This is a genomic window from Arthrobacter sp. TJ-236 (assembly GCF_058269235.1).
Genome location: NZ_JBZCNI010000001.1, coordinates 1,137,652 through 1,162,653, shown reverse-complemented (window position 1 = coordinate 1,162,653; position 25,002 = coordinate 1,137,652). Strand labels below are relative to the sequence as shown.

Below are 25,002 nucleotides of genomic sequence, written 5' to 3'. Positions count from 1 at the left end.
ACCACCGCACCACCGCACGACCGGGGTCGGACCGACCCACCACCAGCCGTCGACCACGAAGGAGTTCGAGATGGCAGCAGTACAGAGCATCGGGATCGTAGGCTCGGGAGCCGCCGGACTGACCGCGGCCATCCTCCTCGCAGACGCGGGGCTCGACGTCGAACTGATCGAGAAGGCCGAGGTACCCCGTGCGCACGGCTCGGGCATCACCCTGCAGGGGAACGGCCTGCGCATCCTGCGGCAGCTCGGCGTCTGGCCGCAGGTCCTGGAGAAGGGATTCGCCTTCAGTACCCTGGGCCTTCGTGCGCCCGATCCGGAGGCCACCGTGATCGCCGTCCTCGACGACATCCGCACGGGCGGTGAGGACCTGCCCGCGACCATGGGCATGTACCGCCCGGACCTCACGGCGATCCTCATGGAGCGCGCCGAGGCGGCGGGGGTGCGCATCCGCCACGGACGTGCGCTGACGCACCTCGAGGACGACGGCGAGCGCGTCACCGTGACGACGACGGACGGCAGTCGCTCCACCTACGACCTGCTGATCGGCGCGGACGGGCTCCACTCGGACGTCCGCAGGGCCATCGGCATCGACGCCCAGCCCGTCGGCACGGGCATGGGGATCTGGCGGGCCTTCGTCGGCCGCCCGGCCGACGTGGTGCGCACCGACCTCATCTACGGCGGGCCCTGCTACATCGCGGGGTACTGCCCCACGGGCGAGGACTCCATCTACGCCTACCTGGTGGAGAAGGCACAGACCCGTACCCCGGAGGAGGGGCCGGCCGTCATGCGGGAGCTCGCGGCGGGCTACGGCGGGCCGTGGCGGGAGATCCGCGAGCACCTCGACGACACCGCGTCCATCAACTACACGCACTTCACGAGCCACCTCGTGGAGGGGCCGTGGCACCGTGGCCGGGTGGTCATCATCGGTGACGCCGCCCACAGCTGCCCGCCCACCGTGGCCCAGGGGGCCTCGATGGCTCTCGAGGACGCCGCCGTGCTGGCGGAACTCGTCATCCGGGAGGACGCCCTGTCCGAGGAGCTCTGGCAGGAGTTCGCCGACCGGCGGCAGCCGCGCGCGAGCGCCGTCGTCGCCGCGTCCGTGCAGGTGGGGCAGTGGATGCTCGAGGGCGTCCGCGGTGACGTGCCCGGGCTGATGAACGGCATCTCGACCCTGCTGAAGGAGCCCGCATGAGCTCCTCCGGACAGGCCCTCCCGGTCGTCGACGTCCACGCGCACGTCCTCCTGCCGCAGCTCCAGGAGCTGGCGTCCGCCGCAGATCCCGAGGGGATGGCAGCGCAGCAGGACCTCGAGCGGCGCCGCAACGGCGGCCCGTCCCTCGCGGCGTCGGGAGCCATGATCAGGGAGCGCTGGCCGCGCCTCACCGACCTCGACCGGCGCCTCGCGGACATGGACGCCACCGGTGTGGACGTGCAGCTCGTGTCGCCCTCACCGTCGCACTTTTCCTACTTCGCGGACGAGTCTCTCGCGCTCGAACTCAGCCGGCGCGCCGCAGCCCTCGTGCGGGACCTCGTGGACCGGGCGCCCACCCGCCTCAACGGCCTGGGCCTGGCGCCGCTGCAGCACCCGCACCTCATGGTCGAGGCGCTGGAGCACGCCGTCCTGGAGGTGGGACTGCTCGGCGTGGAGATCGGTTCCTTCGCCCCGCCGCGGACGGGCGCGGGGCAGGCCGGCACGGTGGAGCTCTCGGACGTGCGGCTCGATCCTTTCTGGGCGCGTGCCGAGGAGCTCGGCGCCCTCGTGTTCCTGCACCCCTTCGGCTGTTCACTGGACGAGCGGCTGGACCGCTTCTACCTCGCCAACACCGTCTCCCAGCCGGCCGAGAACGCCGTGGCGCTCTCGCACCTGATCTTCGGCGGGGTGCTCGACCGCTTCCCGGACCTGCGCTTCGTCGCGGCGCACGGGGGCGGGTACCTGCCCACGAGCATCGGCCGGTCGGATCACGCGTGGGAGGTGCGGCCGGACGCCCGGACCTGCGCCGAACCGCCGTCGTCGTACCTGCGGAAGCTCCACTTCGACTCCCTCGTGCACAGTCCGGAGGTGCTGCGGGCCCTCGTGGCCGCGGCCGGTCCGGGCCAGGTGCTCCTGGGCTCGGACTACCCGTTCGACATGGGCTCCGAGGACCCCGTGGGCGCCGTCCGCGCAGCCGGTCTCGGGGACGAGGACGCCGTCCTCTCCGGTACGGCACACCGGCTCGGCATCACGGCGGCAGCCTCCGCCCGAGCGGCGAGGTAGGCCCCGTGGTGCGCATCGCGCGCTGGCGGTCGGCTGACGGCGGCATCCGTTCGGGGTTCGTCCGGGGAGAGCAGTGCCATGCGCTGCCCGACGCCGGTACGGTCGCCGATCTCCTCCGCGCCGGCCTCGCGGAGACCCTCGCGCGGGCGGACGCCGTGTGTGGCTCCGTCCCCGGCGTCGCACTCGGCGAGGTCACGCTCGTAGCTCCCCTGGAACCGGCGAGCATGCGGGATTTCGTGGCGTTCGAGGAGCACGTGGAGGGCGTGCGGAAGAGTATCGACGGGGTGGCGGGCGTGGTTCCCGAGTGGTACCAGGCGCCCACGTTCTACTTCACGAACCCGCACACCGTCGGGGGGACGGGGGAGGTCATCGGCATCCCGGCCGGCTGCGAGGACATGGACTTCGAGACCGAGGTGGCCGCCGTGATCGGCGCCGTCCCGGGAAGTGACGGCAGGAACCTCGACGCCGCCACGGCGCACCGCCACATCTTCGGGTACACCGTCCTCAACGACTGGTCCGCCCGCGACCTCCAGCGGCGCGAGATGAGAGTGAGCCTCGGTCCGTGCAAGGGCAAGGACTTCGCCAACACCCTCGGGCCGTGGATCGTCACGGCGGACGAGTTCGAGCACCTGCACGACGACGACGGTTTCCTGCCGATCGGCATGACGGCGGAGGTCAACGGCGAGGAGGTGGGCCGGGACCTGCTCTCCAACATGGGCTGGCCGTTCGCCGACCTCGTGGCGTACGCCTCGCAGGACTCCGTGGTGGTCCCGGGTGACGTGCTCGGATCGGGTACCTGCGCCGGCGGGTGCCTGGCCGAACTCTGGGGGCGTAACGGCGGGAAGACACCACCACCGCTGGTGACGGGTGACACGGTGCGCCTCACGGTCGAGGGCATCGGAAGCATCACGAACGTGGTGGGCCCGCGGCGGGAAGCGGTCACGCGGGTCGCTGCGCGGACGCGCCCGGGGAGCGGACGGAGCTCGGTGACCTGACCTCAGCCCGGGAGCACCGCCGACCAGCCGCCGTCCACCATGAGGTTCGCGCCGGTCACGTACGCGGCCTCGTCCGAGGCGAGGAACAGGGCACACGCCGCCACGTCCTCCGGCGTGCCGATCCGCCCGAGGGGGATCGACCGCGCGATGCCGGTCATCGGGTGGTCGGGCGCCAGGAGGTCCTGCTCGGTGGCCCGCGTGCGGATCATGCCCGGGCTGACGGCGTTGACGCGGATGCCGCGGGGCGCCCCCTCTGCGGCGAGCTGCGCCGTCATCGCGATCACCGCGCCCTTCGTGGCGCTGTGCGCGAGGCGGCCGTTCGTCGTCGACCCCCGCACGCCGGCGGTGGAACCGACGAGGACGACGGCGGCGCGCGGGGCCGCGGTGAGCTGCTCCCAGAAGTGCCGGACCGGCAGGAACACCACGTCCAGCTCGTGGGCGGTGTTCCACTGCCAGTCGGCGACGGTCAGCTCGTGCACGGGGGCGAAGCGCGTGGCCGCCGCATTCGCGTACAGGATGTGGACGCCGTCGTGCTCCCGCTGCACGGCAGCCGCCCAGGCCGCCACCTCCTGGTCCTGGGTCAGGTCCACGTGCGTGTGACCGATGGTGCCGCCCGCGTCCCGGACGGCGCGCGCGGTGTCGGCGGCGCCGACGTCGTCGATGTCGCACCCGAAAATCGTCGCTCCCTCCTCCGCGAAGCGGAGCGCTGCTGCCCGGCCGAGCCCGCTGCCGATCCCCGTGATGACGGCGGTCTTCCCCGTGAGCCTCGGCGCATGCATGTGTTCTCCCTCGAACGGACGTGCCTCGACCCTGCCACCCGGCACGAGGTCACCGGAAGGCGGACGTGCGTCTACGAGGTATCCGCGATTCCGATGGTAAGCCGGTGCGGCGTCAGGGGGATCTGATCGTTGAGCGAGGTGCACGCGCGGTGCACCACGGATCTCAGCCAGCTGTGCGCCGGGTCCTCGGTCTGCGTCGGGTGCCAGTACAGCGCCTCGACCAGCGCCACCTCGTGGCCGGGTGACATGCGCAGAGCCGCGAGGGGCGCGCCGCGCTGGGCGCGTGCGGCCAGCATCGCGGGCATCATCGCCACGAGGTCCGTGCCCTCGATGAGCAGCGGGAGGGCGAGGAACCCGGCGACGACGGCGGCCACCGGACGCGTGAGACTGCGGTCGGCGAACAGGCGGTCGGCGGGCGTCAGGATCGTCTCGCCGAAGAAGCCGACGGCGTGGGGGAGCCGCGCGAGGTCCTCCAGCGTCACGGACTCCTCCTCGAGCAGCGGGTGGGCGGCGTCCACCACGGCCACGAAGCTGTCACGGAACAGTTCGCGCGAGGTGCCCTGCATGCGGTACCCCGTGGGTCCCATCAGCAGGTCCGTCCGCGAGAGCTCGGACATCTCGCCCTTGAAGCCCGAGTTGGGGACGATGTCCACGCCGACGCCGGGGGCCTCCTCGACGAGGATGCGACGGAGCGGACCCACCACGAGGGAGGCTGCGTAGTCCGAGGCCGCGATGACGAACTCGCGCTCGCTCGTGGCGGGGTCGAAGCCCGAGCGAATCCTCGTGGCCCGCTGCATGTGCGCCACGGCCTCGTTGACGAGCGGCAGCAGTGCCTGCGCGAAGGGCGTGAGCTCGTAGGTGCGGCCTGTGCGGGTGAGCAGCTCGTCGTTGAAGTGCCGCCGCAGTTTCGCCATGGCCGCGCTCGTTGCCGGTTGGCTCAGCTGCAGCCGTTCGGCAGCCCTGGACACGTTCCGCAGTTCCAGCAGCACCTGCAGGTGAGGCAGCAGGTTCAGGTCGAGGTTCCTCATGGGCCCACCCTAGCCACCACCCCCACGCCTGGCGCCTCCTCTCCGGCGGGGCGCGGGGGAGGAGGCGCTCGAGGCTCGCACCGACGGCGGCGCCCGGGACACGCGACGTGGGGTCAGGCGATGGCCGGCTTCCGGGCGCGGGTGCCGGCCACGAGGGCTCCGACGAGGGCCACGAGGCTGAGGACGCCGATGGTGCCGAGCGCCACGTCGAGGCCGCCGAGGGCCGAGATGCCGATGACCACGATCGGCGTCAGGAACTGGCCGATGAACAGGGTGCTGGTCCAGATGCCGGTCCCGCGCCCCCGCTGCTCGAGCCCGAGCCCCGAGACGGCCCAGGTCAGGAGCGTGGGCAGCAGCAGCCCGGTGCCGGCACTCGCGATCACCGCGCCGGCGATCACCACGGGGATGGTGGTGGCGGCAGCCACCACCAGGAGGCCGGCGCCGGCGAAGCCGAAGGCCACCACGAGCTGCCGGGGCGTGCCGAGACGCACGAGGTAGCGGAAGGAGACGGCGCCCGCCGCCGTCGCCAGGGACGCGACGGCCGCTGCGATGCCGATCACGGCGGGGTCGGCGACGCCCAGCCCGGTGACCACGTAGGGGAGGTGGACGATCAGCGTGTAGAAGACGATGCCCCCGAACAGGGTGACCAGTGACGGCACGGCCACCTGGCGCCACGGGACGGGGGTGCGGACGGCCGTGGCCGTGGAGCGGACCGGTTCCCACAGCAGGAAGACCATGGGGAGCACGATCAGGAGGCTGACGGAGTACATCCAGAAGGGGGCGCGCCAACCGACGCTGCCGAGCGCGCCGCCGATCGCGAAGAAGGCCGTGGCGGCGAGCGCGCTGACCATGGTCTGGAGGCCGAGGTACGTGTTGCGGCGCGCGCCGGAGTAGTAGTCGGTGATCAACGTGGTGCAGCACGTGATGATCGCCGCCTCGGCGATCCCGACGCCCACCCTCGAGGCGACGATGCTCCCGAGCGTGGTCAGGTACAGGGGAGCGGTGCCGAAGAGCGCATAGAGCACCATGGCCCCGATGAGCAGTTTCTTCCGGCCCACGCGGTCGGCCACCCACCCCGCGGCGGGTGAGAAGAGGGCCACGAACAGCGCGGGCACCGTGAGCACGAGGGGCACCAGGACCGCCACGTACGCGGCGTCACCGAATTCCGCGGTGAGGGTGGGGAGGACGGGCGCCAGGAGCACGGCGCCGAGGACGGGCATGCAGCTGCCCGCGATGAGGAGCGCGGCCTGGCCGGTAGTGCCCTCCCGGGTGGCGGCACGAGCTTCGGTGGGAGGGGATTGCTCCCCGGCACGGACATTCTTCATTGAACTACCTCGCCTTCGTGGATCTCCCTGCGACGTCGGGACGGGCGTCCAGCTGCAGTGATCCCTCTCACTGTGACCGCCTGCGAGGTATCGAGGAAGAAGCTCCTCAGGATGCAAGGTATCCGCGGGGTGGATAGCAGGGATGCCGAGATGGAGGGGGTCCGCGGGCCCGTGGCAGCCGTAGGGTGAGGTCCCAGCGAGGCCGGAGGCCCGCGCACGGGAGGCGGCACATGACAGCTGGAACGGCACACCACACGACGACGGTCGAGGACAGGCGGGCGATGCTCGAGCGGTTCTGCGACCTCTTCTACCACCGACGGGAGGTCCGCCGAGCCTTCGAGGACCACGTGGCTGAGGACTACATCCAGCACAACCCGTCCATTGCGGACGGGCGGCAGGCCGCGATCGAGTTCCTCGTCGCGAGGTTCGGTGGAGAGGGGGTCTCCTTCGCGGTGCAGCGCCTGCTGGTGGACGGTGACCTCGCCGCCGTGCACGTCAGGGCCACGTTCCCCGGGCGGCCCGTCCTCGCGGTCGTGGACCTCTACCGCGTCGAGGATCGGCGGATCGTCGAACACTGGGACGTCCTGCAGCCCGTCCCCGAACACGCCGAGAACCCGCACCCGATGTTCTGACGACCCTCGTCGGGCGTCGCCTCCACCGGTCCGCGTCGGGCCGGGTCACGGCCTGCTGTCAGAGGCCGAGCGACTCCAGGACGGGGAGCTCGGCACGCGCACGCGCCTTCGCCTCGAGGGCCGTGGGCGCAGCGAGCGCGATCGCCGCGATGCGTTCCGCCTCGGCGCGCGTCACGCTCGCGAGGACAGCACCGACGCCCGCGAGCGCGCGCGGGGTCATCGAGAGCGTTGCCACACCGAGGCCCACGAGCACGACGGCGAGGGCGGGATCCGCCGCGGCCTCACCGCAGACGCCGACGGGCTTGCCGGAACCCTCCGCCACGGAGCCCTCGACGGTGAGCTGCACCATGCGCAGCACGGCCGGTTGCCACGAGTTGTTCAGCGAGGCCAGGGAACCCAGCTGGCGGTCGGCCGCCATCGTGTACTGCGTGAGGTCGTTGGTTCCGAGGCTCGCGAAGAACACCTCTCCGAGGATGGATGCGGCCATCACGGCGGCGGAAGGCACCTCGACCATCACGCCCGGCGTCCGCAGGCCCGCCTCTGAGCACATCCGCGCGAAGTCGGCGGCCTCCTCGGCGGTGGAGATCATGGGAGCCATGACCCAGACGTCGGCCGAGGACTGCCCGGCGGCGGTCGCGATCGCGGCGAGCTGTCGGGTGAGCACGCCGGGGGAGGTGAGGTCCGTACGGTATCCACGGACACCGAGCGCCGGGTTCGGCTCGCTCGTGTCGGTGAGGAACGGCAGGGGCTTGTCGGCGCCGGCGTCGAGCGTCCTGACCACCACCTTCTTGCCCGGGAAGGCGTCGAAGACGCCCTTGTAGGCCTCCACCTGGTCCTCGGTGCTGGGCTCCGTGTCCCGTCCGAGGAAGCAGAATTCGGTGCGGAGCAGGCCCACGCCCTGGGCGTTGGCAGCGGCGGCCTTCACGGCGTCCTTCGCGCCTCCCACGTTGGCCAGCAGGGCCACCTCGTGGCCGTCGGCGGTGACGCCGGCGCCGTCGAACACGGTGAGCGCCTCGGCGGCCGCGGCGTACGCCTCGGCAGCGGCCTGCTCGTCCGCGCCCGGATCGAGGGACACGGTGCCGGCCGCGCCGTCCACGAACACGGCCGTACCGCCCGGGATGTCGTCCACGCCCGTGGCCGCGACGACGGCGGGGAGGCCGAGCGAGCGCGCGATGATCGCGGTGTGGGACTGCGGTCCGCCTCCGGAGGTCACCAACGCGAGGACCATCGACGGATCGAGGGTCGCGGTGTCCGCGGGGGCGAGATCCTCGGCCACCAGGACGAAGGGCGCGTCCGACGCCGGGATGCCCGGGGCGGGGAGGCCCTGGAGTTCGGCGACGATGCGCGCGCGGACGTCGAGGACGTCCGCGGTCCGCTCCGCCATGTACCCGCCGAGGTTGTGGAGCATCTCGGCCACGGACGCACCGGCCTCCCAGATCGCACGGGACGGCGAGGACCCGCCATTGATGAGTTTCGTCGCGGATTTCAGGAGCATGGGGTCCGCGGCCATGAGCGACGTCGCCTGGAGGACCGCCTGCGCATCACCCTTGGCGGCCGCGGCACGGCGCTTGAGTTCCTCCTGCACGGCCTTGCTCGCGGTCTTGAGGGCGGCCACGGCCTGCTCGGGAGCGTCCGCCGGGTCGAGGCGCTCGCCGACCGGGGGCTCACCGACAGGGTGGGGCATGTGGAGAACGGGGCCGATCACGCGTCCCGGGCTGACACCGACGCCTGCGAACTTCTCCATTGAATGTCCTCATCTCTAGCCTGTGGGTTCTCCCGGTCTAGCACCCTTTCGCGGTGCCGTGCAAAAGACTCCTGTGACGTGCTTCATATAACGGTGCTATAGGTGTTACCGTAGCGGGCATGACACCCGGTGGCGAGTCCGCACCCAAGATCCGGCTCCTGAGAGCCGCGGCGGCGCTGCTCGCCGAGTCCAACGGCGAGCCCGTCTCCACCCGACAGATCACGAAGGCCGCCAGGGTCACCGCCCCCACCCTCTATCACCACTTCGGTGACAAGGAAGGCCTGTTCGACGCCGTCGTCGCGGAGGGCTTCTCGGAGTACCTCGAGGCGGAGCGGCGCATCCCGGCGTCCGGCCAGCCCATCGAGGACCTGCGGATGCACTGGGACAACCACGTGCAGTTCGGGCTCGACCACCCGCACCTCTACGTGGTGATGTTCGGCAACATCCGGCCGGAGCGCAGACCTTCCATGGTGGCGAGCGCGGAGGCGTTCCTCGAGGAGGTCCTCGCCCGAGCGGCCGCTGCGGCGCGACTGATGGTCACGCCGCACGAAGCCGCCCGCAGTATGCTCGCCGCCAACATCGGGGTGACACTCATGCTGATCGCGGAACCCGCCGGGAAGCGCAACCTCGAGCTCTCCGCCATGACCCGCGAGGCGGTGATCTCCGCGATCGCCACCGACTCCGAGGGTGATCCGACCACCGACACGGAGGGTTCGCCATCCGTCGTCGTCGCCGCGATCGCCCTGAACGCGGCCCTGCAGTCCTCCCACCCCGACCAGCTCACCAGTTCGGAACTCAAACTCTTCCTCGAATGGCTCCAACGCATCTCCAGCAGGTCCGGGAGCTGACGCTCCCGGTTTCATCACCCACGCCTTCGCAACGTAGCGGGGCACAACCGTTAGGAAACGACGTGGCAACACAGACAGAAACACAGACACAGGTGAGGTCGGGGCCCACTGCCCGGGTCCGCGTCCAGAAGTTCGGAGCCTTCCTCTCGGCGATGATCATGCCCAACATCGGCGCATTCATCGCGTGGGGCCTCATCACGGCCCTCTTCATCGAGGCCGGGTACTTCCCCAATCCGGTCCTCGGTGGCTTCGGTACCAATGCGGCCGGTGACCCGAACATCGGGCTCGTGGGCCCCATGATCACCTACCTGCTGCCGCTGCTGATCGGCTACACCGGCGGCAAGATGGTCTACGACACCCGCGGCGGCGTCGTGGGAGCGGCGGCGACGATGGGTGTCATCGTCGGCACCGACATCCCGATGTTCATCGGCGCGATGATCATGGGTCCGCTGACCGCCTACCTCATGAAGAAGATCGACTCCATCTGGGACGGGAAGATCCGCCCCGGCTTCGAGATGCTCGTCAACAACTTTTCCGCGGGTATCTTCGCCGCGATCATGGCCGTCTTCGGCCTCCTCGCCGTCGGGCCGGTGGTCACGCTGTTCAGCGATGCCGCGGGCAGGGGAGTCGACTTCCTCGTCTCCAATGGCCTGCTGCCGTTCACCAGCATCCTGATCGAGCCCGCCAAGATCCTCTTCCTCAACAATGCGATCAACTACGGCGTGCTCACCCCGCTCGCAACGCAGGAGGCCACCGAGACCGGGAAGTCGCTGCTGTTCCTGCTCGAGGCGAATCCCGGCCCGGGCCTCGGACTGCTCCTCGCCTACGCGATCTTCGGCCGCGGCATGGCGAAGTCCTCGGCTCCCGGCGCAATCATCATCCAGTTCCTCGGCGGCATCCACGAGATCTACTTCCCGTACGTCCTGATGAAGCCCCTCATGGTCCTCGCGGTCATCGGCGGCGGCATGGCCGGCATCTTCACGCTCGTCCTCACGGAGGCCGGCCTGCGGTCCGTTGCGGCCCCGGGTAGCATCATCGCCGTGTACGCGGCGACCGCGTCCGACAGCTTCGTCGGCGTCACGCTCTCGGTCATCATGGCGGCCGCCGTCTCCTTCCTCATCGGGTCCGTCATCCTCAAGACCTCGAAGTCCACGGATGACGACATCGCGGGTGCAGCCAGCAAGATGGAGGGCCTGAAGGGCAAGAAGAGTTCCGTCGCCGGTAACTTCGCGTCCACCTCCACGACCAACGGCCCCATCCGCTCGATCGTGTTCGCCTGCGACGCCGGTATGGGCTCCTCGGCCATGGGCGCCTCGGTGCTCCGCAACAAGATCAAGGCCGCCGGATTCGGTGACGTCAAGGTCACCAACTCCGCGATCGCCAACCTGAAGGACGACTTCGACGTCGTCGTCACGCACCAGGACCTCGCCGCACGCGCCGAGCCCCTGACGCGGAGCGCCACGCACGTGTCCGTCGACAACTTCATGAACAGCCCCCGGTACGACGAGATCGTCGAACTGGTCCGCGCCAGCGCCTCGTCCGAGACCGGCGTCGATCCGAAGAACCCGATGCCGGCGGGTGCCGCAGCGGAGGCGGATGATGCCTCCGCGGCGACCGAGTCGACGACCGGCGGGCACGACGTCCTCGCCCAGGAGAGTGTCGTGCTGAACGGTTCGGCGACCACGCAGCAGGACGCCATCGACGAGGCAGGGCAGTTGCTCGTGGACCGCGGCGCCGTCGACGCCAGCTACGTGGCGGCCATGCACGAGCGCGAGCGCTCCGTTCCCACCTACATGGGCAACTTCCTGGCGATCCCGCACGGGACCAACGCTGCGAAGGACCTCATCAGGCGGTCCGCCGTCTCGATCGTCCGCTACCCCGAGGGAATCGACTGGAACGGCAAGCAGGTCAAGTTCGTGGTCGGCGTCGCAGGCGTCAACAACGAGCACCTGTCCATCCTGTCCGCGATCGCCCGGGTCTTCTCGGACAAGGACCAGGTGGCCACGCTCGACGAGGCGACGACGGTCGGCGAGGTCCTGGCGCTCTTCGGGAAGGTCAACGCCTAGTGAAAGCAGTGCATTTCGGTGCGGGCAACATCGGCCGCGGCTTCGTGGGGCTCCTGCTCCACGAAGCCGGGTACGAGGTGGTCTTCGCCGACGTCGCCGACGCCCTGATCGAGCAGCTGGTCTCCACGCCCGGCTACCAGGTCCACGAAGTCGGTGAGGAGCCGGCGGTCAAGACCGTCGACACCTACCGCGCCCTGAATTCGAGGTCACAGGAGGAGGACGTCGTCGCCGAGATCACCACGGCCGACGTCGTCACCACCGCCGTGGGTCCCAACGTCCTGAAGTTCCTCGCGCCGGTACTCGCGCGCGGCATCGCCGGGCGTGCGGACGGTCTGGCGCCGCTGCAGGTCATGGCCTGCGAGAACGCGATCAACGCCACGGACACCCTGCGCTCCGAGATCGAGCGGGTGTACGAGGGGGGCGATCTCGCGTCGAAGGCGGTGTTCGCCAACACCGCCGTGGACCGGATCGTGCCGAATCAGGCCGAGGGCCAGGGCCTCGACGTCACGGTGGAGACGTTCTTCGAGTGGGTCATAGACCGCACGGCCTTCGCGGGCCGGGCGCCCGAGATCCCCGGAGCCACCTACGTGGACGACCTCGCGCCCTACATCGAGCGCAAGCTGTTCACCGTCAACACCGGTCATGCGGCGGCTGCCTACCTCGGTCACGCAGCAGGGGTGGAGAAGATCGCCGACGCGATGGCGGACCCGGTCATCGCGGACGGCGTGCGGGCCGTGCTCGAGGAGACGAAGCAGCTGCTGGTCGCCAAGCACGGTTTCGACGAGGCGGAGCAGGAGGCCTACGTGCAGAAGATCCTGCGTCGCTTCGCGAACGAGCACCTGCCCGACACCGTGACCCGGGTGGGGCGCGCGCCCCTGCGGAAGCTCGGCCGCAACGAGCGCTTCATCAGTCCCGCTGCGGAGCTGGCGGAACGGGGCACCCACCCCGAGGCACTGCTCAGGGTCATGCAGGCGGCGCTTGCCTTCTCCTCCCCGGAGGATCCCGAGGTCGCCGAGCTGGCGGACATCATCCGGTCGCAGGACCCGGACAGGGCGACGACGTCGATCACCGGGCTCGACGCCGACCACCCGTTGTTCCCGTCCGTCCGGGATCTCGTGGCGAAGCGGCGCGCGCAGCTGGGCTGAGTCACTGCTCGCAGGGAGGGGAACGGCTACGGCCGTTCCCCTCCCTGCGTCCGGGGGCTGATGCAGGTGCAGCCGGATCACGGCGGCGTACCGGCCGCGAAACGCCGGCGTCGGTGCCATGGCCCGGGCCCGTCTCCCTCGTGCGTGAGTACAGTGGCCCGATGCGCTCCCACGTGCTTTTCCTCGGCGGCCGGTCGGGCGTCGGCAAGTCCACCGCCGCACTGACGCTGCACGAGCTCCTGATCGAGCGCGACGTCGAGCACGCGGTGATCGAGGGTGACTACCTCGATCTCGCGCATCCGGCGCCGCACCTGGCGCACCCCAGCGCGGCGCTCACGGAACGGAACCTGGCGTTCATGTGGGCCGGGTACCGGTCGCTGGGCTACAGGAGGCTCATCTACACGAACACGGCGGCCGTCCTCACGCTCCCCGAGCTGGTTACGGCGATGGGCGACGATCCGCTGGTGACCGCCGTGTTGCTGCGCGGCAGCGATGACCCTGTGCGGGCCCGCCTCAGCGCGAGGAACCACGGCACTCCGGACCCGACGTCGGAAGCTCGCGGCAGGGCTATGCAGGTCCGGCTCGATGCCGATGCGCCGGCCTCCGTGCATCGCGTGGACACGGACCACCTCGACCCGGCGGCGGTTGCCGAACGGCTGCTCGACCTCACGGGCTGGGCATGAGCAACCGCCGTCCCGAGGGGGAACGGTGCATTTCGCTAGCTCCGGACCGGCTCCCACGCAAGGTGGCCTCGTAGCCCGCCCCGACCCGCGCGGCCGGCGGAAGGCACCTACGCTCGATCCATGGACCAACCCACGGAGAACCATCACCTGAAGGACCTCGGCAGCACCGAGGGCATCGATCCGACGGACGTCGCCCAGAGCCAGGAGGGCGGTCTCACCGCCGCCGACGAAGTGGACCTCATCGCGAACCAGGCCGTGCCCGACGCCGGTCCCGCCGTCCAGACCCTCGCCGGCAACCTCGGCCTCGAGGGTTCGGCGGACTCCCCGGCCGGGGACGACCGCTTCACGGGCGGCTCCCGCTGACCGAGGTTCGATCGACGGCGGATCGACGTCTGATCAAGGTCGAGTCAGGGACGCGAGCCTGCTGAGCTGACGTCGTGCTCCTGGACCGGCTCCCGCCGGCTCCGATCCGGACCGCTAGGCGCGCAGCTGCTGCACCATGTCGAGGACCACGGCCCGCAGGTCGCCGTCGTTCTCCTCGGCGATGCGCCGTTGCCGCTGGTAGCCGGCACCGCGCTGCAGGATCCCCTCGACGTCGGCGAGTTCCGCGCTGCAGCCGAGGGTCCGGGCGATCGGCTCGAGCCGGTCGAGCACGTCCAGTAGGTGATCGGTCACGAGGCGCTCGGTGCCGGCGGCGTCAAGGATGATGATCGCGTCGAGCCCGTACCGGGCGGCGCGCCATTTGTTCTCCTGGACGTGCCAGGGCTGCATGGTGGGGATGGTGTGGCCGGCGTCGAGCGCCGTCGAGAACTCGTGGACGAGGCACTGGGTGAGCGCCGCGACCGCGCCGACGTCCTGCAGGGTGGACAACCCGTCGCACACCCGCATCTCCACCGTCCCGAGGTTGCCCACGGGCCGGATGTCCCACCGGATCTCGCTGACGGAGTCGATCACCCCGGTGGTGAACATGTCCTGGACGTAGGACTCGTAGGCAGCCCAGTCATCGAAGTGGAAGGGGAGCCCTGCGGTGGGCAGTTGCTGGAACATGAGTGCGCGCTGTGAGGCGTACCCGGTGTCCTCACCGCCCCAGAACGGTGACGACGCCGAGAGCGCCTGGAAGTGCGGGAAGTAGTTCGTCAGTCCGTCCACCACGGGCAGCGCCTTGTCGCGGTGGTCGAGGCCCACGTGCACGTGCACGCCGTAGATCACCATCTGCCGGCCCCACCACTGCGTCCGGTCGATGAGCTTCGCGTACCGCTCCCGGTCCGTGACCTGCTGCGAGCGGGGCGCGCTGAACGGGTGTGAGCCCGCACAGAACAGCTCCACGCCCATGGGATCGGTGACCTCGCGGACCGCCGCGAGCGAACGCGAGAGGTCCGCCTTCGCCTCCTCCACGGTGGTGCAGATGCCCGTCACGAGCTCCACCGTGTTGAGGAGCAGCTCCTGCTTGATGTGCGGGTGCTCGTCGTCGTCCTGCAGTTCGGGGTGGTTGGCGCTCACGCCGCGCAGCACCTGGTCCGCCACGGACACCAGCTCGCCGTTGTACCGGTCCACGAGCGCCAGTTCCCACTCGACGCCGAGGGTCGACTGGGCTGACTGCGCGAAGTCGATGGTCACTGGCTGCTCCTGGGGATCCGACGGCACGGCCTCCACGGACGCGAGGCGCGTCCCCATCGTAAGGTGCTGGCCCGCCGGTCCCCGCCCGTGCGTCGTCTTGCTGGAATGATGGGCGCGTGCCGATTCTCAACAAGGACATGACCCTCTGCATCTCCCTCGCCGCGCGCCCGAGCAACATCGGCACGCGCTTCCACAACTACCTCTACGAGGAGTTGGGGCTGAACTACATCTACAAGGCGTTCACCACCACGGACCTGCCCTCCGCCATCGCGGGCCTCCGCGGGCTCGGGATCCGCGGCTGCGCCGTGTCGATGCCCTTCAAGGAAGACGTCATCGCGCTCGTGGACCACCTCGATCCATCGGCGAAGGCCATCGACTCCGTCAACACCATCGTGAACGACGACGGCGTGCTCACCGCCTACAACACCGACTACCTCGCGATCGAGCGGCTCCTGCGCGAGCACCGCGTCCCCACGACCCACTCGGTGCTCGTGCGCGGTTCGGGCGGCATGGCCAAGGCCGTCGTCGCGGCCCTTCGTGATTCCGGCTTCACCCGCGTGACGGTCGTGGCGCGCAACGAGCGCACGGGCCGCGCGCTCGCGGACCTCTACGGGTTCGCCTGGCAGGACGACGTCGGCAGCACCACCGCCGATCTCCTCCTCAACGTCACGCCGCTCGGCATGACCGGGGAGGACGCCGACGTGGTCGCGTTCCCCACACCAGCCATCGCGGCGGCGCAGGTGGTGTTCGACGTCGTCGCCTCACCGTCCGAGACGCCGCTGATCCTCGCCGCGCGCAGCGCCGGGAAGCCCGTGATCACGGGCGCCGAGGTGGTGGCGCTGCAGGCGGAGGAGCAGTTCGTCCTCTACACCGGTGTGCGGCCCACGCCGGAGCAGGTTCGGGCGGCGGGGGAGTTCTCGCGCAGCCAGGCCTGACGGCGGTCGGTTGCCGGTTCCGTTCAGGGTTTCGGTCCCCGTCCACAGGGCCGACCCGTTCAGGGTGCCGGTTCCCGTCCGGATCTAGGTGAGCGTCCGTCAGACCCGCAGCCACCGGATGCCGTGCGGCTCGAGCTGCAGGCCCGCGCCGAGGAATACGGTCTCGTCGCGGACGAGTTCCCGTGCCGTGTGCGGGAGGCCCGAGAGTGTCTCGGGCGTCACGCGCTGCGAGGTGTCCGCGAAGTTTGCGAGGACCACCACGGTGGACGGTTCGCCGTCGAGCGTCCCGGGGCGCTGGTAGCCGAGCACGTGCGGGTTGTTCGTGTGGAACGGCACCAGCCGGACGCCCGCGAACTCCGGCGTCCGGCGTCGTACCTCGATGAGGTGCGAGAGGTTCGTGAAGATGGCGCCCGCGTCCGTCGCGGGGTCGTGCCGGGACGCGTAGCGGTCCGCGGGCCGGGCCGGGCGGCCCACCCAGCGGCTGTCCTCGGCCTTCGCAGGGTCCTCGAGGTAGGAGTAGTCGTTAAGCTGTCCCACCTCGTCCCCGAGGTACAGCAGCGGGATGCCACCAGTGCTGAGGATGATCGAGTGGGCGAGGAGGATGCGCGCCACCGCGGCCGGATCGCCCGCCTCCAGCCCGGCGAGCGACGCCGTCGTGCCCGAGATGCGGCAGTCACCGGTGCGCGGGTTGTCCTGGAAGGGGACGCCGCGCGCGAAGCTGTCCGGGAAGCGGTTCACGTAGAACGCGTTGAGGAAGCGGCGGTGCCCGTGCCCGTCGATGCCGAGTTCGGCGGCGTCCTCGTCGGAGAAGGTCCAGCCGATGTCGTCGTGGCTACGCACGTAGTTGACCCAGGCCGTGCCCTCGGGGATCTGGTGCCGCCGCTCGAGGGCCTGCGCGAGCAGCCCCACCTCGCGCGTGGCGAGTGAGTTCCAGATCAGCGCCATCTGGAGCGGGTTGTAGCTCAGCTGGCACTCGCCCGGACCGATGTACTGGATCACCTCGTCCGGGTGGACGATCGCTTCCGACTTGAACAGCAGCGATGGCGCGGCCAGCCGGCACACGGCGTTGAACGCCTGCAGGAGCAGGTGGGCCTCGGGCAGGGATTCGCAGGCCGTGCCGAGCTGCTTCCAGATGAAGGCGACGGCGTCCATGCGCACGATGTCCACGCCCTGGTTCGCGAGGTACAGCATCTCCCCGGCCATGGCGCGGAACACCCGCGGGTTCCGGTAGTTGAGGTCCCACTGGAAGGAGTAGAACGTGGCCCAGATCCACCGGCCGTCATCGAGCTGCACGAAGGAGCCGGGGTGGTCGTCGGGGAAGATCTCCCGGACGGTCCGCTCGTAGGCGTCGGGCATCTCGCGGTCCGGGTAGATCCAGTAGAAGTCACGGTATGCCGGATCATCGGCGATCGCCTTCTGCGCCCACTCGTGCTCGTTGGACGTGTGGTTGAAGATGAAGTCCACCACGAGGGCTATGCCCTCGCTACGCAGCTCCCGCGCGAGGTCCGCGAGCTCCTGCATGGTCCCGAGCTCCGGGTTAACGTCACGGTAACTGGAGACGGCATACCCGCCGTCGGAGTTCTCCTCGGGAGCGCGGAACAGGGGCATCAGGTGCAGGTAGGTGAGCCCCAGCTCGCGGAAGGAGGGGATGCGCGCGCGGAGTCCGGCGAGGTCACCGGCGTAGAGGTCCACGTAGCAGACCCCGCCGAGCATCCTGTTGGACTGGAACCAGTCGGGAGCCATGGCGCGGGCGGCGTCGATCGTTTTGAGGTCCTCGGGCCGCTGCTGCCAGGAGACTGCGGCGTCACGCACCACGTCGAGCAGTTCGACGTCCGCCTCCGGCCCGTAGATGCGGTGGAAGAGCGCTTGCAATCGGGGGAACTCGGTGTCGAAGCGTGCCTCGAAGGACTGCCAGTCGGCGTCGGTCGTGCTTCCGAGCCGGGCCGACTGCACCGCTGCGCGGATGCGGTCCTCGGGCAGGGGTGTGGAACTCATCCGTCCAGCCTAGGGCAGGGTCGGTGGTGCCAGCCCTGCACCCCCGGCGCCGGAGGTCCGCACGACGGGTCTCAGCGAGGCCGTTCAGGCGTCCGTGCAGTTCCGTAGGGCGGCTGTCACGTCGAGCCTGCACGTGGTGATATTGACGTCGAGGCGCTTTGGAGGCGCCCGGACACCCTCACTCGCGTGAAGGGGGAGCGGAAGGAGAGGACGACATGCCCGGTATGAAGCACCAGGGGGAAATGCCGCCCGTCAGGGCGCGTCTCGGCTCGTGGCCGACGCCCCTCGAGCCGGCACCACGGCTCGCCTCGGCTCTCGGCCTGGACCCCGGCGACCTCTGGATCAAGCATGACGACCTCTCCGGGTTGGGCGGGGGCGGGAACAAGGTGCGCAAGCTCGAGTGGACTGCCGGCACGGCCCTCTCGCAGGGTGCGGACGTCCTCGTCACCACAGGTGCTGCTCAGAGCAACCACGCCCGGCTCACTGCTGCCGCCGGCGCGAAACTCGGCATCGACGTGGTGCTGGTCCTGACCGGAAGCCCGGAGCCCAGGGGCAACATCGCCCTGGACGCGCTGCTCGGAGCCACCGTCCACTGGTGTGGTGATGTGACGGACGAGGAGCTCGCAGCACGCGCAGCGGACGTCGCGTCAGCGCTGGCAGACGAGGGCCGCGCTACGGCGGTCATCCCGTTCGGCGGTTCCAACGCTCTGGGAGCAACCGGCTACCGGGACGCCGGCACCGAGCTCCTCCGGCAGGACCCCTCGGTGGAGCGCGTGGTCGTGGCCGTCGGTTCCGGGGGCACGATGGCGGGCCTCGTCGTCGCCCTCGGTGCGGACCGTGTACTCGGCGTCGACACGGGCGCCATGGCCGACCCGGCGTCCGCCGTCGCCCGGATGGCGTCCGAGCTCGCTGCCCGACCACAGGAGACGACGGCCATCCAGATCGACCGGACCCTGCTGGGTCCCGGCTACGGATCCGTCACGGACGAGGTTCTGCATGCCCTGCAGCTTGCTGCGCGCACCGAGGGCTTGGTTCTCGACCCGACGTACACGGCGAGGGCCATGGCGGGCCTCGTTCGCGCCGTCGCCCACGGGGAGATCCGACGCGGGCACCGGACGGTCTTCTGGCATACGGGAGGTCTCCCGGGTCTGCTGGGACACCAGGAGGCCCTCGACCGCATTATCGAGCTCGGCGCTGAGCCGTCCCCCGCCTAACCGCTGGGCGTCTGGCACGCCCTCAAGCGGTTTGCTTTCTTAGCGGGATCCGCCGTAAGCAGCGGGTACCAGGTCCATTCGGGGTGCACCGCTTCTGATCAGCTGCAGGATCGCGTCGGCAACCTGCTCCGGTGTGTCGAATGTTGCTCCTGCCGTCATCGCCTCGGCGTCAGCGCGGCCTGCCCGGATCGAGGTGAGAAATTCGGTGCTGGTGGCGAACGGGATCATCGTCGACACGGTGATGCCTGTGCCGTCGAGTTCGGTGCGGGCTATCGCAGACAGCCGTTCGAGTGCGATCTTGGACGCGACGTATGCACCCGTTCCTGGCACGTCTGCGAACGTCGTCCCGGAACTGATGTTGACGATCCTGCCGGCCTCTTGGCGACGCATGGTCGGGAGCACCGCCTGCATCATCGCCAGGGGCGCTACGAGGTTGAGTTCGAGCACGGAACGAAAGTCGTCGAGCCCGATCTGCTCGGTCAGTGCCTGTAAACCCTGACCCGCGTTGTTGACGAGGACGTCGATTCGCCCGAACTCGTCGAGAGCCCTCTGCAGGAGCAGATCAACCTGTCCCTGATCAGTGACGTCGCAACGCACGGCAATCGTTCCTCCGAGCTCGTCGGCCAGCTCGTTGATCCGATCCTCGCGCCGAGCAGCCAGCACCAGCCGTGCTCCGGCCCGTGCTGCGGCCCGTGCGGTCGCGGCGCCGATTCCCGACGATGCGCCGGTGACGATGATGACTGAGTCCTTGATGTTCACTGCTGCTCCTTGGCTCTGAGCGTAGGTTGTGCTCATTACTTACGATACTCCTCGGTAGCGTAAGTAGTGACGCCCGGAGTATCGTCGTGGAGGTGAAGACCCCCGACGTAGCCCCCGTCACCGGCAGGGCGGCCACGCGACGTCAGCGGACGGGCCGCCCGTCCGACCACTCACGTGATGGGCTGATACTGGCGAGCACGCTGGACCTTCTCGCCGCGAAGGGCTATGAGAAGGTCACCCTGGATGAGGTGGCGGTCCTCACCGGTAAGGCCAAGACAACGCTGTACCGGAGATGGGCGACGAAGGAAGAGCTCGTCCTGGCCGCGATCCGCTCCGTCGGACGACCCCCTGAGATCGATGGGCTACCGGATCTGGGATTCCTTCGAGCGGATCTGCTCGCGGTCGTCGATTCCTCCTGGCTCGGCGGTCCGGACCGGCGCATGGCGATCTTCGCGGGTCTCACCTCGGCCACGCGGAGCTCGGAGAAGCTCGCGGGTGTCGTCCGAACCGAGGTCACGGAACCGTACGTCGAGGTGTATCGGCGCATCTTGTACCGGGCGGCAGACAGGGGCGAGATCCCCGCGAAGTTCGTCGCGCACATCCCCCTCCTGGCCGATGTCATTCCGGCGATGAGTACCCATCATCTGCATGCCGGCCGTCAGCCCGCACACCGGGACTTCTTCGTCTCCGTGATCGACGACGTCGTGCTCGCCGCCCTGCACCTCACGAGGGAGTAGAAGGGGTCACTTCCGCCAACCACAGGGGTTGGAGCCCTGCCGTGGGGGCTGCAGGTCCCTGAAGTCGGTCGTGTCGACTCAGGCTGGCGACGGCGGCCGCGGTCAGGTGTCCGACGCGGCCAGTGCCGAGACGGCCAGGCGAACGAGGGCGGACTCGACAGCCGCGAGCTCGGCGCCGACGCGATCGATCAGTAGATCCTGTTCGGCGGAGTCGATCCAGGCGGCGTAGCCGTCGTAGTATGCGCGGATCCCGGCATCCGCGAGTACACCTGCCTGACGCGCATCGCCGAGTCGTGCAGTGACGGCGACATGGAGCGCATCCGTGATCGCGGATCGCTTGGACGCTGCTCGTTCCTGCAGCTCGGGGCTCGCCGGGATGATGGCAGCAAGCTGCTGACGGACCTGTCGCCTGTCTTCGGTGTGGACCGCGCAGAGGGGCAGGATGCCTGCTTCAAGGACCTCGAACGGTGTGCTGCCCGGAAACGCCGCCTCCACGCCCTCCACGGCAAGGGTGACCAACTCCTCCTGACCTTGGAAGAGAATCTCCCGCTTGTCGGCGAAGTGGCGGAACAGTGTCGTGCGGGTCACGTTGGCGCGATCAGCGATCTGCGCCGCGGTCGTGGAGTCATACCCGTGCTCGGTGAAGAGCTCCACCGCGGCGTGCAGCAGCCTCCCACGTGTGTCCGGTTCCCATCGAGCCATACCTCGAGTCTAGTGATGGGATCGGGCTTCGCCCCCTGCAGGCGGGCACTCGGCCACGAACGAGCAAGTCGCGGAAGGTGCGGCGATGAGTGATGTGACTCAGTAACATCAGGTGTAGTGTCATGTGCCTGAGTCACATCACTAGAGGGGCTCGGTCAGGTCATCGCAGAGCGCGGTGGCCGTCATGGACAGGAGCGATCACATGCGCGTATTCGTCACCGGAGCATCCGGGTGGATCGGAACAGCCCTCACCGCCGAACTCGTTGCGGCAGGACACGAGGTCCGCGGGCTCGTCCGATCGGAGGCCTCGGCCGAGAAGGTGCGTCGTGTCGGCGTCACGCCAGTCATGGGCGACATGAGCGATCACGACCTGTTGGTCGCGGAGGTGGCGGACGCGGACGCCACCGCGCATCTCGCCTTCACCCTGGACTTCACCGCGTTCGACGCGGCCGTCGACAACGAGGTACGCCTCCTCGAGCGAATCGGATCGGCGTTGGACGGTACGGGGAAAGCCTTCTTCGCGGCTTCCGGCACTCCGACGAGTCTCGGGCAACTCGCCACCGAGGAGGACGAGCTCGATCCCGCGGGACCGGCCGGCGCGCGCTCCCGCACGGCGAGGGCCGTACTGGTGTTGGCGGAGCGCGGCATCCGCTCCGGTCTCGTGCGGATGCCGCGCACCGTCCATGGAGAGGGGGACCACAACGGGCTCATCGCGATGCTGGTCGGGCTCGACCGTCAGCTGGGAACCGCCGCCTACGTCGGGGACGGATCGAACCGATGGCCCGCGGTGCACATCAGCGACGCCGGCCGGCTCTTCCGCATTGCGCTGGAGACGGCGCCCGCCGGGGCCGTGCTGCACGCCGTCGGCGAGGAGGGGGTGGCCATGCGCGACGTCGCCGACGTCATCGCGAGGAAGACCGGCCTGACAGCCTCGGCCGTCGACCCGGAGCAACTCGGCATGTTCGGTGCCCTGATCGGCGGCGACCAGCCCGCCTCCAACGCCAGAACCCGGCGCCTCGTCGCCTGGGAGCCGACTGGCCCGACGCTGCTCGACGACCTCGAGGCCGGGTACTACACGTCCTGAGACCGGTGGCAGCGGCCCGCCTCGTCGGGCCGCTGCCCCAGACCACCATCGCGGAGGTCGGCGGACTCGCCCGTGGCGCCGGATTCCGAGGTGACTTCCAGCCAGGATCTGCTGGGAACGACGAAGCGCCGCGTCCCCGAGGGGACGCGGCGCGACGGCGAGGGTAGTGCCTACTCCGAGACGGGGATGGACTGCGACTTCAGGGAGTCGATCGTCTTCTGCTGGCCGGAGGCGAGGGCGTCGTTCAGCGTGCCGGAGCCGCCGATCGCCGCACCGAAACCGTCGGAGACGTCGGTGTAGGTCTGCGTCATGGTGGGGCCCCACGTGAAGTCGGGGTTCACGTTCGCGGAGGCCTCGGCGAAGACGTCGTAGATCTGCTGTCCGCCGTAGTACTCCACGCCGCCCGCGAAGGCCTCGAGCTCGGTGGCCGACTTCGCCGCCGGGTACAGGCCGCCGAGCTCATTGGCGAGCGCGAGGGCCTCGGGGTCGGTGTTCAACCAGAGCGCGAACTTCGCTGCCTCGGCCGGGTGCTCCGAGCCCTTCAGTACTGCGGTGGACGAGCCGCCCCAGTTACCGGCGGTCTCGCCGCCGTCCTCCCACTGCGGCATCGGGGCCACGGCCCACTTGCCGGCCGTGTCCGGTGCGCCGGTCGAGAGCGTCGTCGCGCCCCAGACGGCGGACACCCAGGTCCACTGCTGGCCCTCGTTGAAGGAGGCGTTCCACTCGTCCGAGAAGGACGGCAGGGTGGAGACGAGATCCTCGGACAGGAGGTCCTGCCAGTAGGTGGCGACTTCCTCGGACTCGGGGCTGGTGAGGTTGACGTCCCAGTTCTCGCCGTCGTTCGCGAACCACTGGCCGCCGTTCTGCCAGACCATGCCGGCGAACCAGTTGACGTCGGACTTCGGGAAGTTGGTGATGTAGGAGCCCTGCGCCTTGATCTGCTCGGCGGCGGCGGCGTATTCCTCCCACGTGGTGGGCACCTCGATGCCGGCGGCCTCGAAGAGGTCGGCGCGGTAGTACATGGCCATGGGACCGCTGTCCTGCGGCACCGCGTAGACGGAGCCCTCCTCGCCGAAGGTCACCTGGCCCCAGGTCCAGTCCACGAACTGGTCCTGGGCGTCGGCCACGCCCTCGCAGCCGGCGATGTTCTCCAGGCCGTCCTGCACGCGGAAGTTCGGGAGGGCGTCGTACTCGATCTGGCCGAGGTCCGGGGCGTTGCCCGCCTGGATCTGGTTGAAGAAGTTCTGGTATGTGCCGGAGTTTCCGTTGGGGCCGGTCTGCACGTTGACCTGGATGTCGGGGTTCTCGGCGTTCCAGAGCTCGACGACCTTGTCCATGCCCGGGACCCACGTGGTGAATTCGAGGGTGACGGGTCCTTCCGACGCCTCGCAGGGTGCTGCTTCGGCTCCTCCTGCTGTTCCTGAGCTGTCTCCGCCGGCTGAGCAGCCGGAGAGAGTCAGCGCAGAGATCATGGCAAAGGCCGCGGTGACTTTTCCGTAATGCGCGCGCATTGTCTTTCCTATCGTCGATCGAGTGATGCGGTCCCGGAGCGGACGCTCCGGGACCTGGGGTGATGGTGTGGGGGAACCCGCGGAACGGGTTACTTGACGCCGCCGGCTCCGAGGCCGCTGCTCCAGAACCGCTGGAGTGCGAGGAACGCGAGGATCAGCGGGAGGATCGAGACGAGAGCGCCCACGATCACGAGGGAGCGCAGTTCGGGGATCTGGCTGATCTGGCTGTTCCAGGCGTAGAGGCCGAGGGTCACGGGGAACAGGGCCTGGTCCCGCAGCATGATCAGCGGCAGGAAGAAGTTGTTCCAGATGGCCACGAACTGGAAGAGGAAGATCGTCACGAGCGCCGGGGCCATGAGGCGCGTGGACACCGTGAAGAACGTACGGATCTCGCCCGAGCCGTCGAGACGCGCGGCCTCGAGCAGTTCGCCGGGCACACTCGCCGCGGCGTAGATCCTGGCGAGGTACACGCCGAACGGGCTCACGAGGCTCGGCAGGAACACGGCCCACATGGTGTTGGTGAGCTCCACCTGGCTGAAGATCAGGAACAGGGGGAGGGCCAGGGCGGTCGCGGGGACGAGCACGCCGCTGAGCACGATGTTGAAGATCGCCTCACGCCCGCGGAACTCGTACTTGGCCAGCGCGTACCCGCACATGGCGGCGATGACGGTGCCGATCAGCGCTCCGACGCCCGCGTAGAGCGCGGAGTTCAGGAGCCAACGCCCGAAGAGTCCGTCGCCGTAGGAGAAGAGGCGGCCGAGGTTGTCGAAGAACGTGCCCACCGCGTTCGGGGTGAACCAGAGCGGCGCGGTGGAGGTGATCTCGCCGCCGGTCTTCGTGGACGTGGTGAGGAGCCACCAGATCGGGGTGAGGAAGTAGAGCGTGAAGACGCCCATGATGAGCATCGCCGCACTCCGCGACATGATGCTCTGGCGCGGACCGCGGGGGCT

General features: G+C 69.5%; 23 protein-coding genes. 13 read left to right on the top strand and 10 right to left on the bottom strand.

Going from position 1 to position 25,002, the window contains the following annotated elements:
* Positions 1-70: 70 nt before the first annotated feature.
* The 3 genes from AC4D16_RS05330 to AC4D16_RS05320 are packed head-to-tail and all read left to right on the top strand — an operon-like array spanning position 71 to position 3,248.
* Complete coding sequence (locus AC4D16_RS05330) at positions 71-1,192, top strand: FAD-dependent monooxygenase (protein ID WP_490954211.1); 1,122 nt, start codon at positions 71-73, stop codon at positions 1,190-1,192.
* Complete coding sequence (locus tag AC4D16_RS05325) at positions 1,189-2,253, top strand: amidohydrolase family protein (RefSeq protein WP_490954210.1); 1,065 nt, start codon at positions 1,189-1,191, stop codon at positions 2,251-2,253. Before AC4D16_RS05330 ends, AC4D16_RS05325 begins: the two co-directional genes overlap by 4 nt.
* Positions 2,254-2,258: 5 nt before the next feature.
* Positions 2,259-3,248, top strand: a complete 990-nt coding sequence (locus AC4D16_RS05320; protein WP_490954209.1) for a fumarylacetoacetate hydrolase family protein — start codon at positions 2,259-2,261, stop codon at positions 3,246-3,248.
* 2 nt (positions 3,249-3,250) lie between these two features.
* Here the strand turns inward: AC4D16_RS05320 and AC4D16_RS05315 are convergent, their stop codons facing one another.
* The 3 genes from AC4D16_RS05315 to AC4D16_RS05305 all read right to left on the bottom strand — a co-directional run bounded on the left by AC4D16_RS05315 (position 3,251) and on the right by AC4D16_RS05305 (position 6,380).
* Entirely contained in the window at positions 3,251-4,027 is a 777-nt protein-coding gene (locus tag AC4D16_RS05315) for an SDR family NAD(P)-dependent oxidoreductase (protein WP_490954208.1), read from the bottom strand.
* 71 nt (positions 4,028-4,098) lie between these two features.
* The gene (locus AC4D16_RS05310; RefSeq protein WP_490948494.1) at positions 4,099-5,055 is read right to left on the bottom strand and encodes a LysR family transcriptional regulator; all 957 of its coding nucleotides are present in this window, start codon (positions 5,053-5,055) and stop codon (positions 4,099-4,101) included.
* A 113-nt stretch (positions 5,056-5,168) separates the two neighbouring features.
* Entirely contained in the window at positions 5,169-6,380 is a 1,212-nt protein-coding gene (locus tag AC4D16_RS05305; protein ID WP_490954207.1) for an MFS transporter, read from the bottom strand.
* Positions 6,381-6,610: 230 nt separating this feature from the next.
* Between AC4D16_RS05305 and AC4D16_RS05300 the strand changes: the two genes are divergently transcribed.
* Complete coding sequence (locus AC4D16_RS05300; protein WP_490948498.1) at positions 6,611-7,012, top strand: nuclear transport factor 2 family protein; 402 nt, start codon at positions 6,611-6,613, stop codon at positions 7,010-7,012.
* Between the two features lie 58 nt (positions 7,013-7,070).
* On the opposite strand, the gene ptsP is transcribed toward AC4D16_RS05300, so the two are convergent.
* Positions 7,071-8,756: a phosphoenolpyruvate--protein phosphotransferase gene (gene ptsP / locus AC4D16_RS05295; protein WP_490954206.1), complete on the bottom strand. Its 1,686-nt coding sequence runs from the start codon at positions 8,754-8,756 to the stop codon at positions 7,071-7,073.
* Between the two features lie 119 nt (positions 8,757-8,875).
* On the opposite strand from ptsP, the gene AC4D16_RS05290 reads away from it, so the two are divergent.
* From AC4D16_RS05290 to AC4D16_RS05270, 5 genes are all read left to right on the top strand, one after another.
* The gene (locus AC4D16_RS05290; RefSeq protein WP_490954205.1) at positions 8,876-9,604 is read left to right on the top strand and encodes a TetR/AcrR family transcriptional regulator; all 729 of its coding nucleotides are present in this window, start codon (positions 8,876-8,878) and stop codon (positions 9,602-9,604) included.
* Between the two features lie 62 nt (positions 9,605-9,666).
* Positions 9,667-11,670, top strand: a complete 2,004-nt coding sequence (locus AC4D16_RS05285; RefSeq protein ID WP_490954204.1) for a PTS mannitol transporter subunit IICBA — start codon at positions 9,667-9,669, stop codon at positions 11,668-11,670.
* Positions 11,670-12,815 carry a mannitol-1-phosphate 5-dehydrogenase gene (locus AC4D16_RS05280; RefSeq protein WP_490954203.1) on the top strand — a complete coding sequence of 382 codons (1,146 nt, stop codon included), beginning with the start codon at positions 11,670-11,672 and terminating at the stop codon, positions 12,813-12,815. Before AC4D16_RS05285 ends, AC4D16_RS05280 begins: the two co-directional genes overlap by 1 nt.
* A gap of 161 nt (positions 12,816-12,976) precedes the next feature.
* Positions 12,977-13,498 (top strand): ATPase, encoded by a 522-nt coding sequence (locus AC4D16_RS05275; RefSeq protein ID WP_490954202.1) that lies wholly within the window; start codon positions 12,977-12,979, stop codon positions 13,496-13,498.
* Between the two features lie 120 nt (positions 13,499-13,618).
* A complete protein-coding gene (locus AC4D16_RS05270) occupies positions 13,619-13,861 on the top strand; it encodes a hypothetical protein (RefSeq protein ID WP_490948510.1) in 243 nt (80 codons plus the stop codon).
* A 114-nt stretch (positions 13,862-13,975) separates the two neighbouring features.
* Here the strand turns inward: AC4D16_RS05270 and AC4D16_RS05265 are convergent, their stop codons facing one another.
* Positions 13,976-15,115, bottom strand: coding sequence for a glutamate--cysteine ligase (locus AC4D16_RS05265; protein ID WP_490954676.1), 1,140 nt, complete (start codon positions 15,113-15,115; stop codon positions 13,976-13,978).
* 116 nt (positions 15,116-15,231) lie between these two features.
* Between AC4D16_RS05265 and AC4D16_RS05260 the strand changes: the two genes are divergently transcribed.
* Positions 15,232-16,050 carry a shikimate 5-dehydrogenase gene (locus tag AC4D16_RS05260; RefSeq protein ID WP_490954201.1) on the top strand — a complete coding sequence of 273 codons (819 nt, stop codon included), beginning with the start codon at positions 15,232-15,234 and terminating at the stop codon, positions 16,048-16,050.
* 99 nt (positions 16,051-16,149) lie between these two features.
* Here AC4D16_RS05260 and AC4D16_RS05255 read toward each other — a convergent pair whose 3' ends face one another.
* On the bottom strand, positions 16,150-18,045 hold the full coding sequence (locus AC4D16_RS05255; RefSeq protein ID WP_490954200.1) for an alpha-amylase family protein: 1,896 nt from the start codon (positions 18,043-18,045) through the stop codon (positions 16,150-16,152).
* 215 nt (positions 18,046-18,260) lie between these two features.
* On the opposite strand from AC4D16_RS05255, the gene AC4D16_RS05250 reads away from it, so the two are divergent.
* Positions 18,261-19,259 carry a D-cysteine desulfhydrase family protein gene (locus AC4D16_RS05250; RefSeq protein WP_490954199.1) on the top strand — a complete coding sequence of 333 codons (999 nt, stop codon included), beginning with the start codon at positions 18,261-18,263 and terminating at the stop codon, positions 19,257-19,259.
* A 39-nt stretch (positions 19,260-19,298) separates the two neighbouring features.
* Here AC4D16_RS05250 and AC4D16_RS05245 read toward each other — a convergent pair whose 3' ends face one another.
* Entirely contained in the window at positions 19,299-20,054 is a 756-nt protein-coding gene (locus AC4D16_RS05245; RefSeq protein ID WP_490954198.1) for an SDR family NAD(P)-dependent oxidoreductase, read from the bottom strand.
* 56 nt (positions 20,055-20,110) lie between these two features.
* Between AC4D16_RS05245 and AC4D16_RS05240 the strand changes: the two genes are divergently transcribed.
* Positions 20,111-20,755: a TetR/AcrR family transcriptional regulator gene (locus tag AC4D16_RS05240; RefSeq protein ID WP_490954197.1), complete on the top strand. Its 645-nt coding sequence runs from the start codon at positions 20,111-20,113 to the stop codon at positions 20,753-20,755.
* Between the two features lie 102 nt (positions 20,756-20,857).
* Here AC4D16_RS05240 and AC4D16_RS05235 read toward each other — a convergent pair whose 3' ends face one another.
* Complete coding sequence (locus AC4D16_RS05235; RefSeq protein WP_490954196.1) at positions 20,858-21,457, bottom strand: TetR/AcrR family transcriptional regulator; 600 nt, start codon at positions 21,455-21,457, stop codon at positions 20,858-20,860.
* 202 nt (positions 21,458-21,659) lie between these two features.
* Here AC4D16_RS05235 and AC4D16_RS05230 point away from each other — a divergent pair, with 202 nt between their 5' ends.
* Positions 21,660-22,541: an NAD-dependent epimerase/dehydratase family protein gene (locus AC4D16_RS05230; RefSeq protein WP_490954195.1), complete on the top strand. Its 882-nt coding sequence runs from the start codon at positions 21,660-21,662 to the stop codon at positions 22,539-22,541.
* 170 nt (positions 22,542-22,711) lie between these two features.
* On the opposite strand, the gene AC4D16_RS05225 is transcribed toward AC4D16_RS05230, so the two are convergent.
* The gene (locus AC4D16_RS05225) at positions 22,712-24,052 is read right to left on the bottom strand and encodes an ABC transporter substrate-binding protein (protein WP_490954194.1); all 1,341 of its coding nucleotides are present in this window, start codon (positions 24,050-24,052) and stop codon (positions 22,712-22,714) included.
* An 89-nt stretch (positions 24,053-24,141) separates the two neighbouring features.
* Positions 24,142-24,975, bottom strand: coding sequence for a carbohydrate ABC transporter permease (locus AC4D16_RS05220; RefSeq protein ID WP_490948773.1), 834 nt, complete (start codon positions 24,973-24,975; stop codon positions 24,142-24,144).
* Positions 24,976-25,002 lie beyond the last annotated feature (27 nt).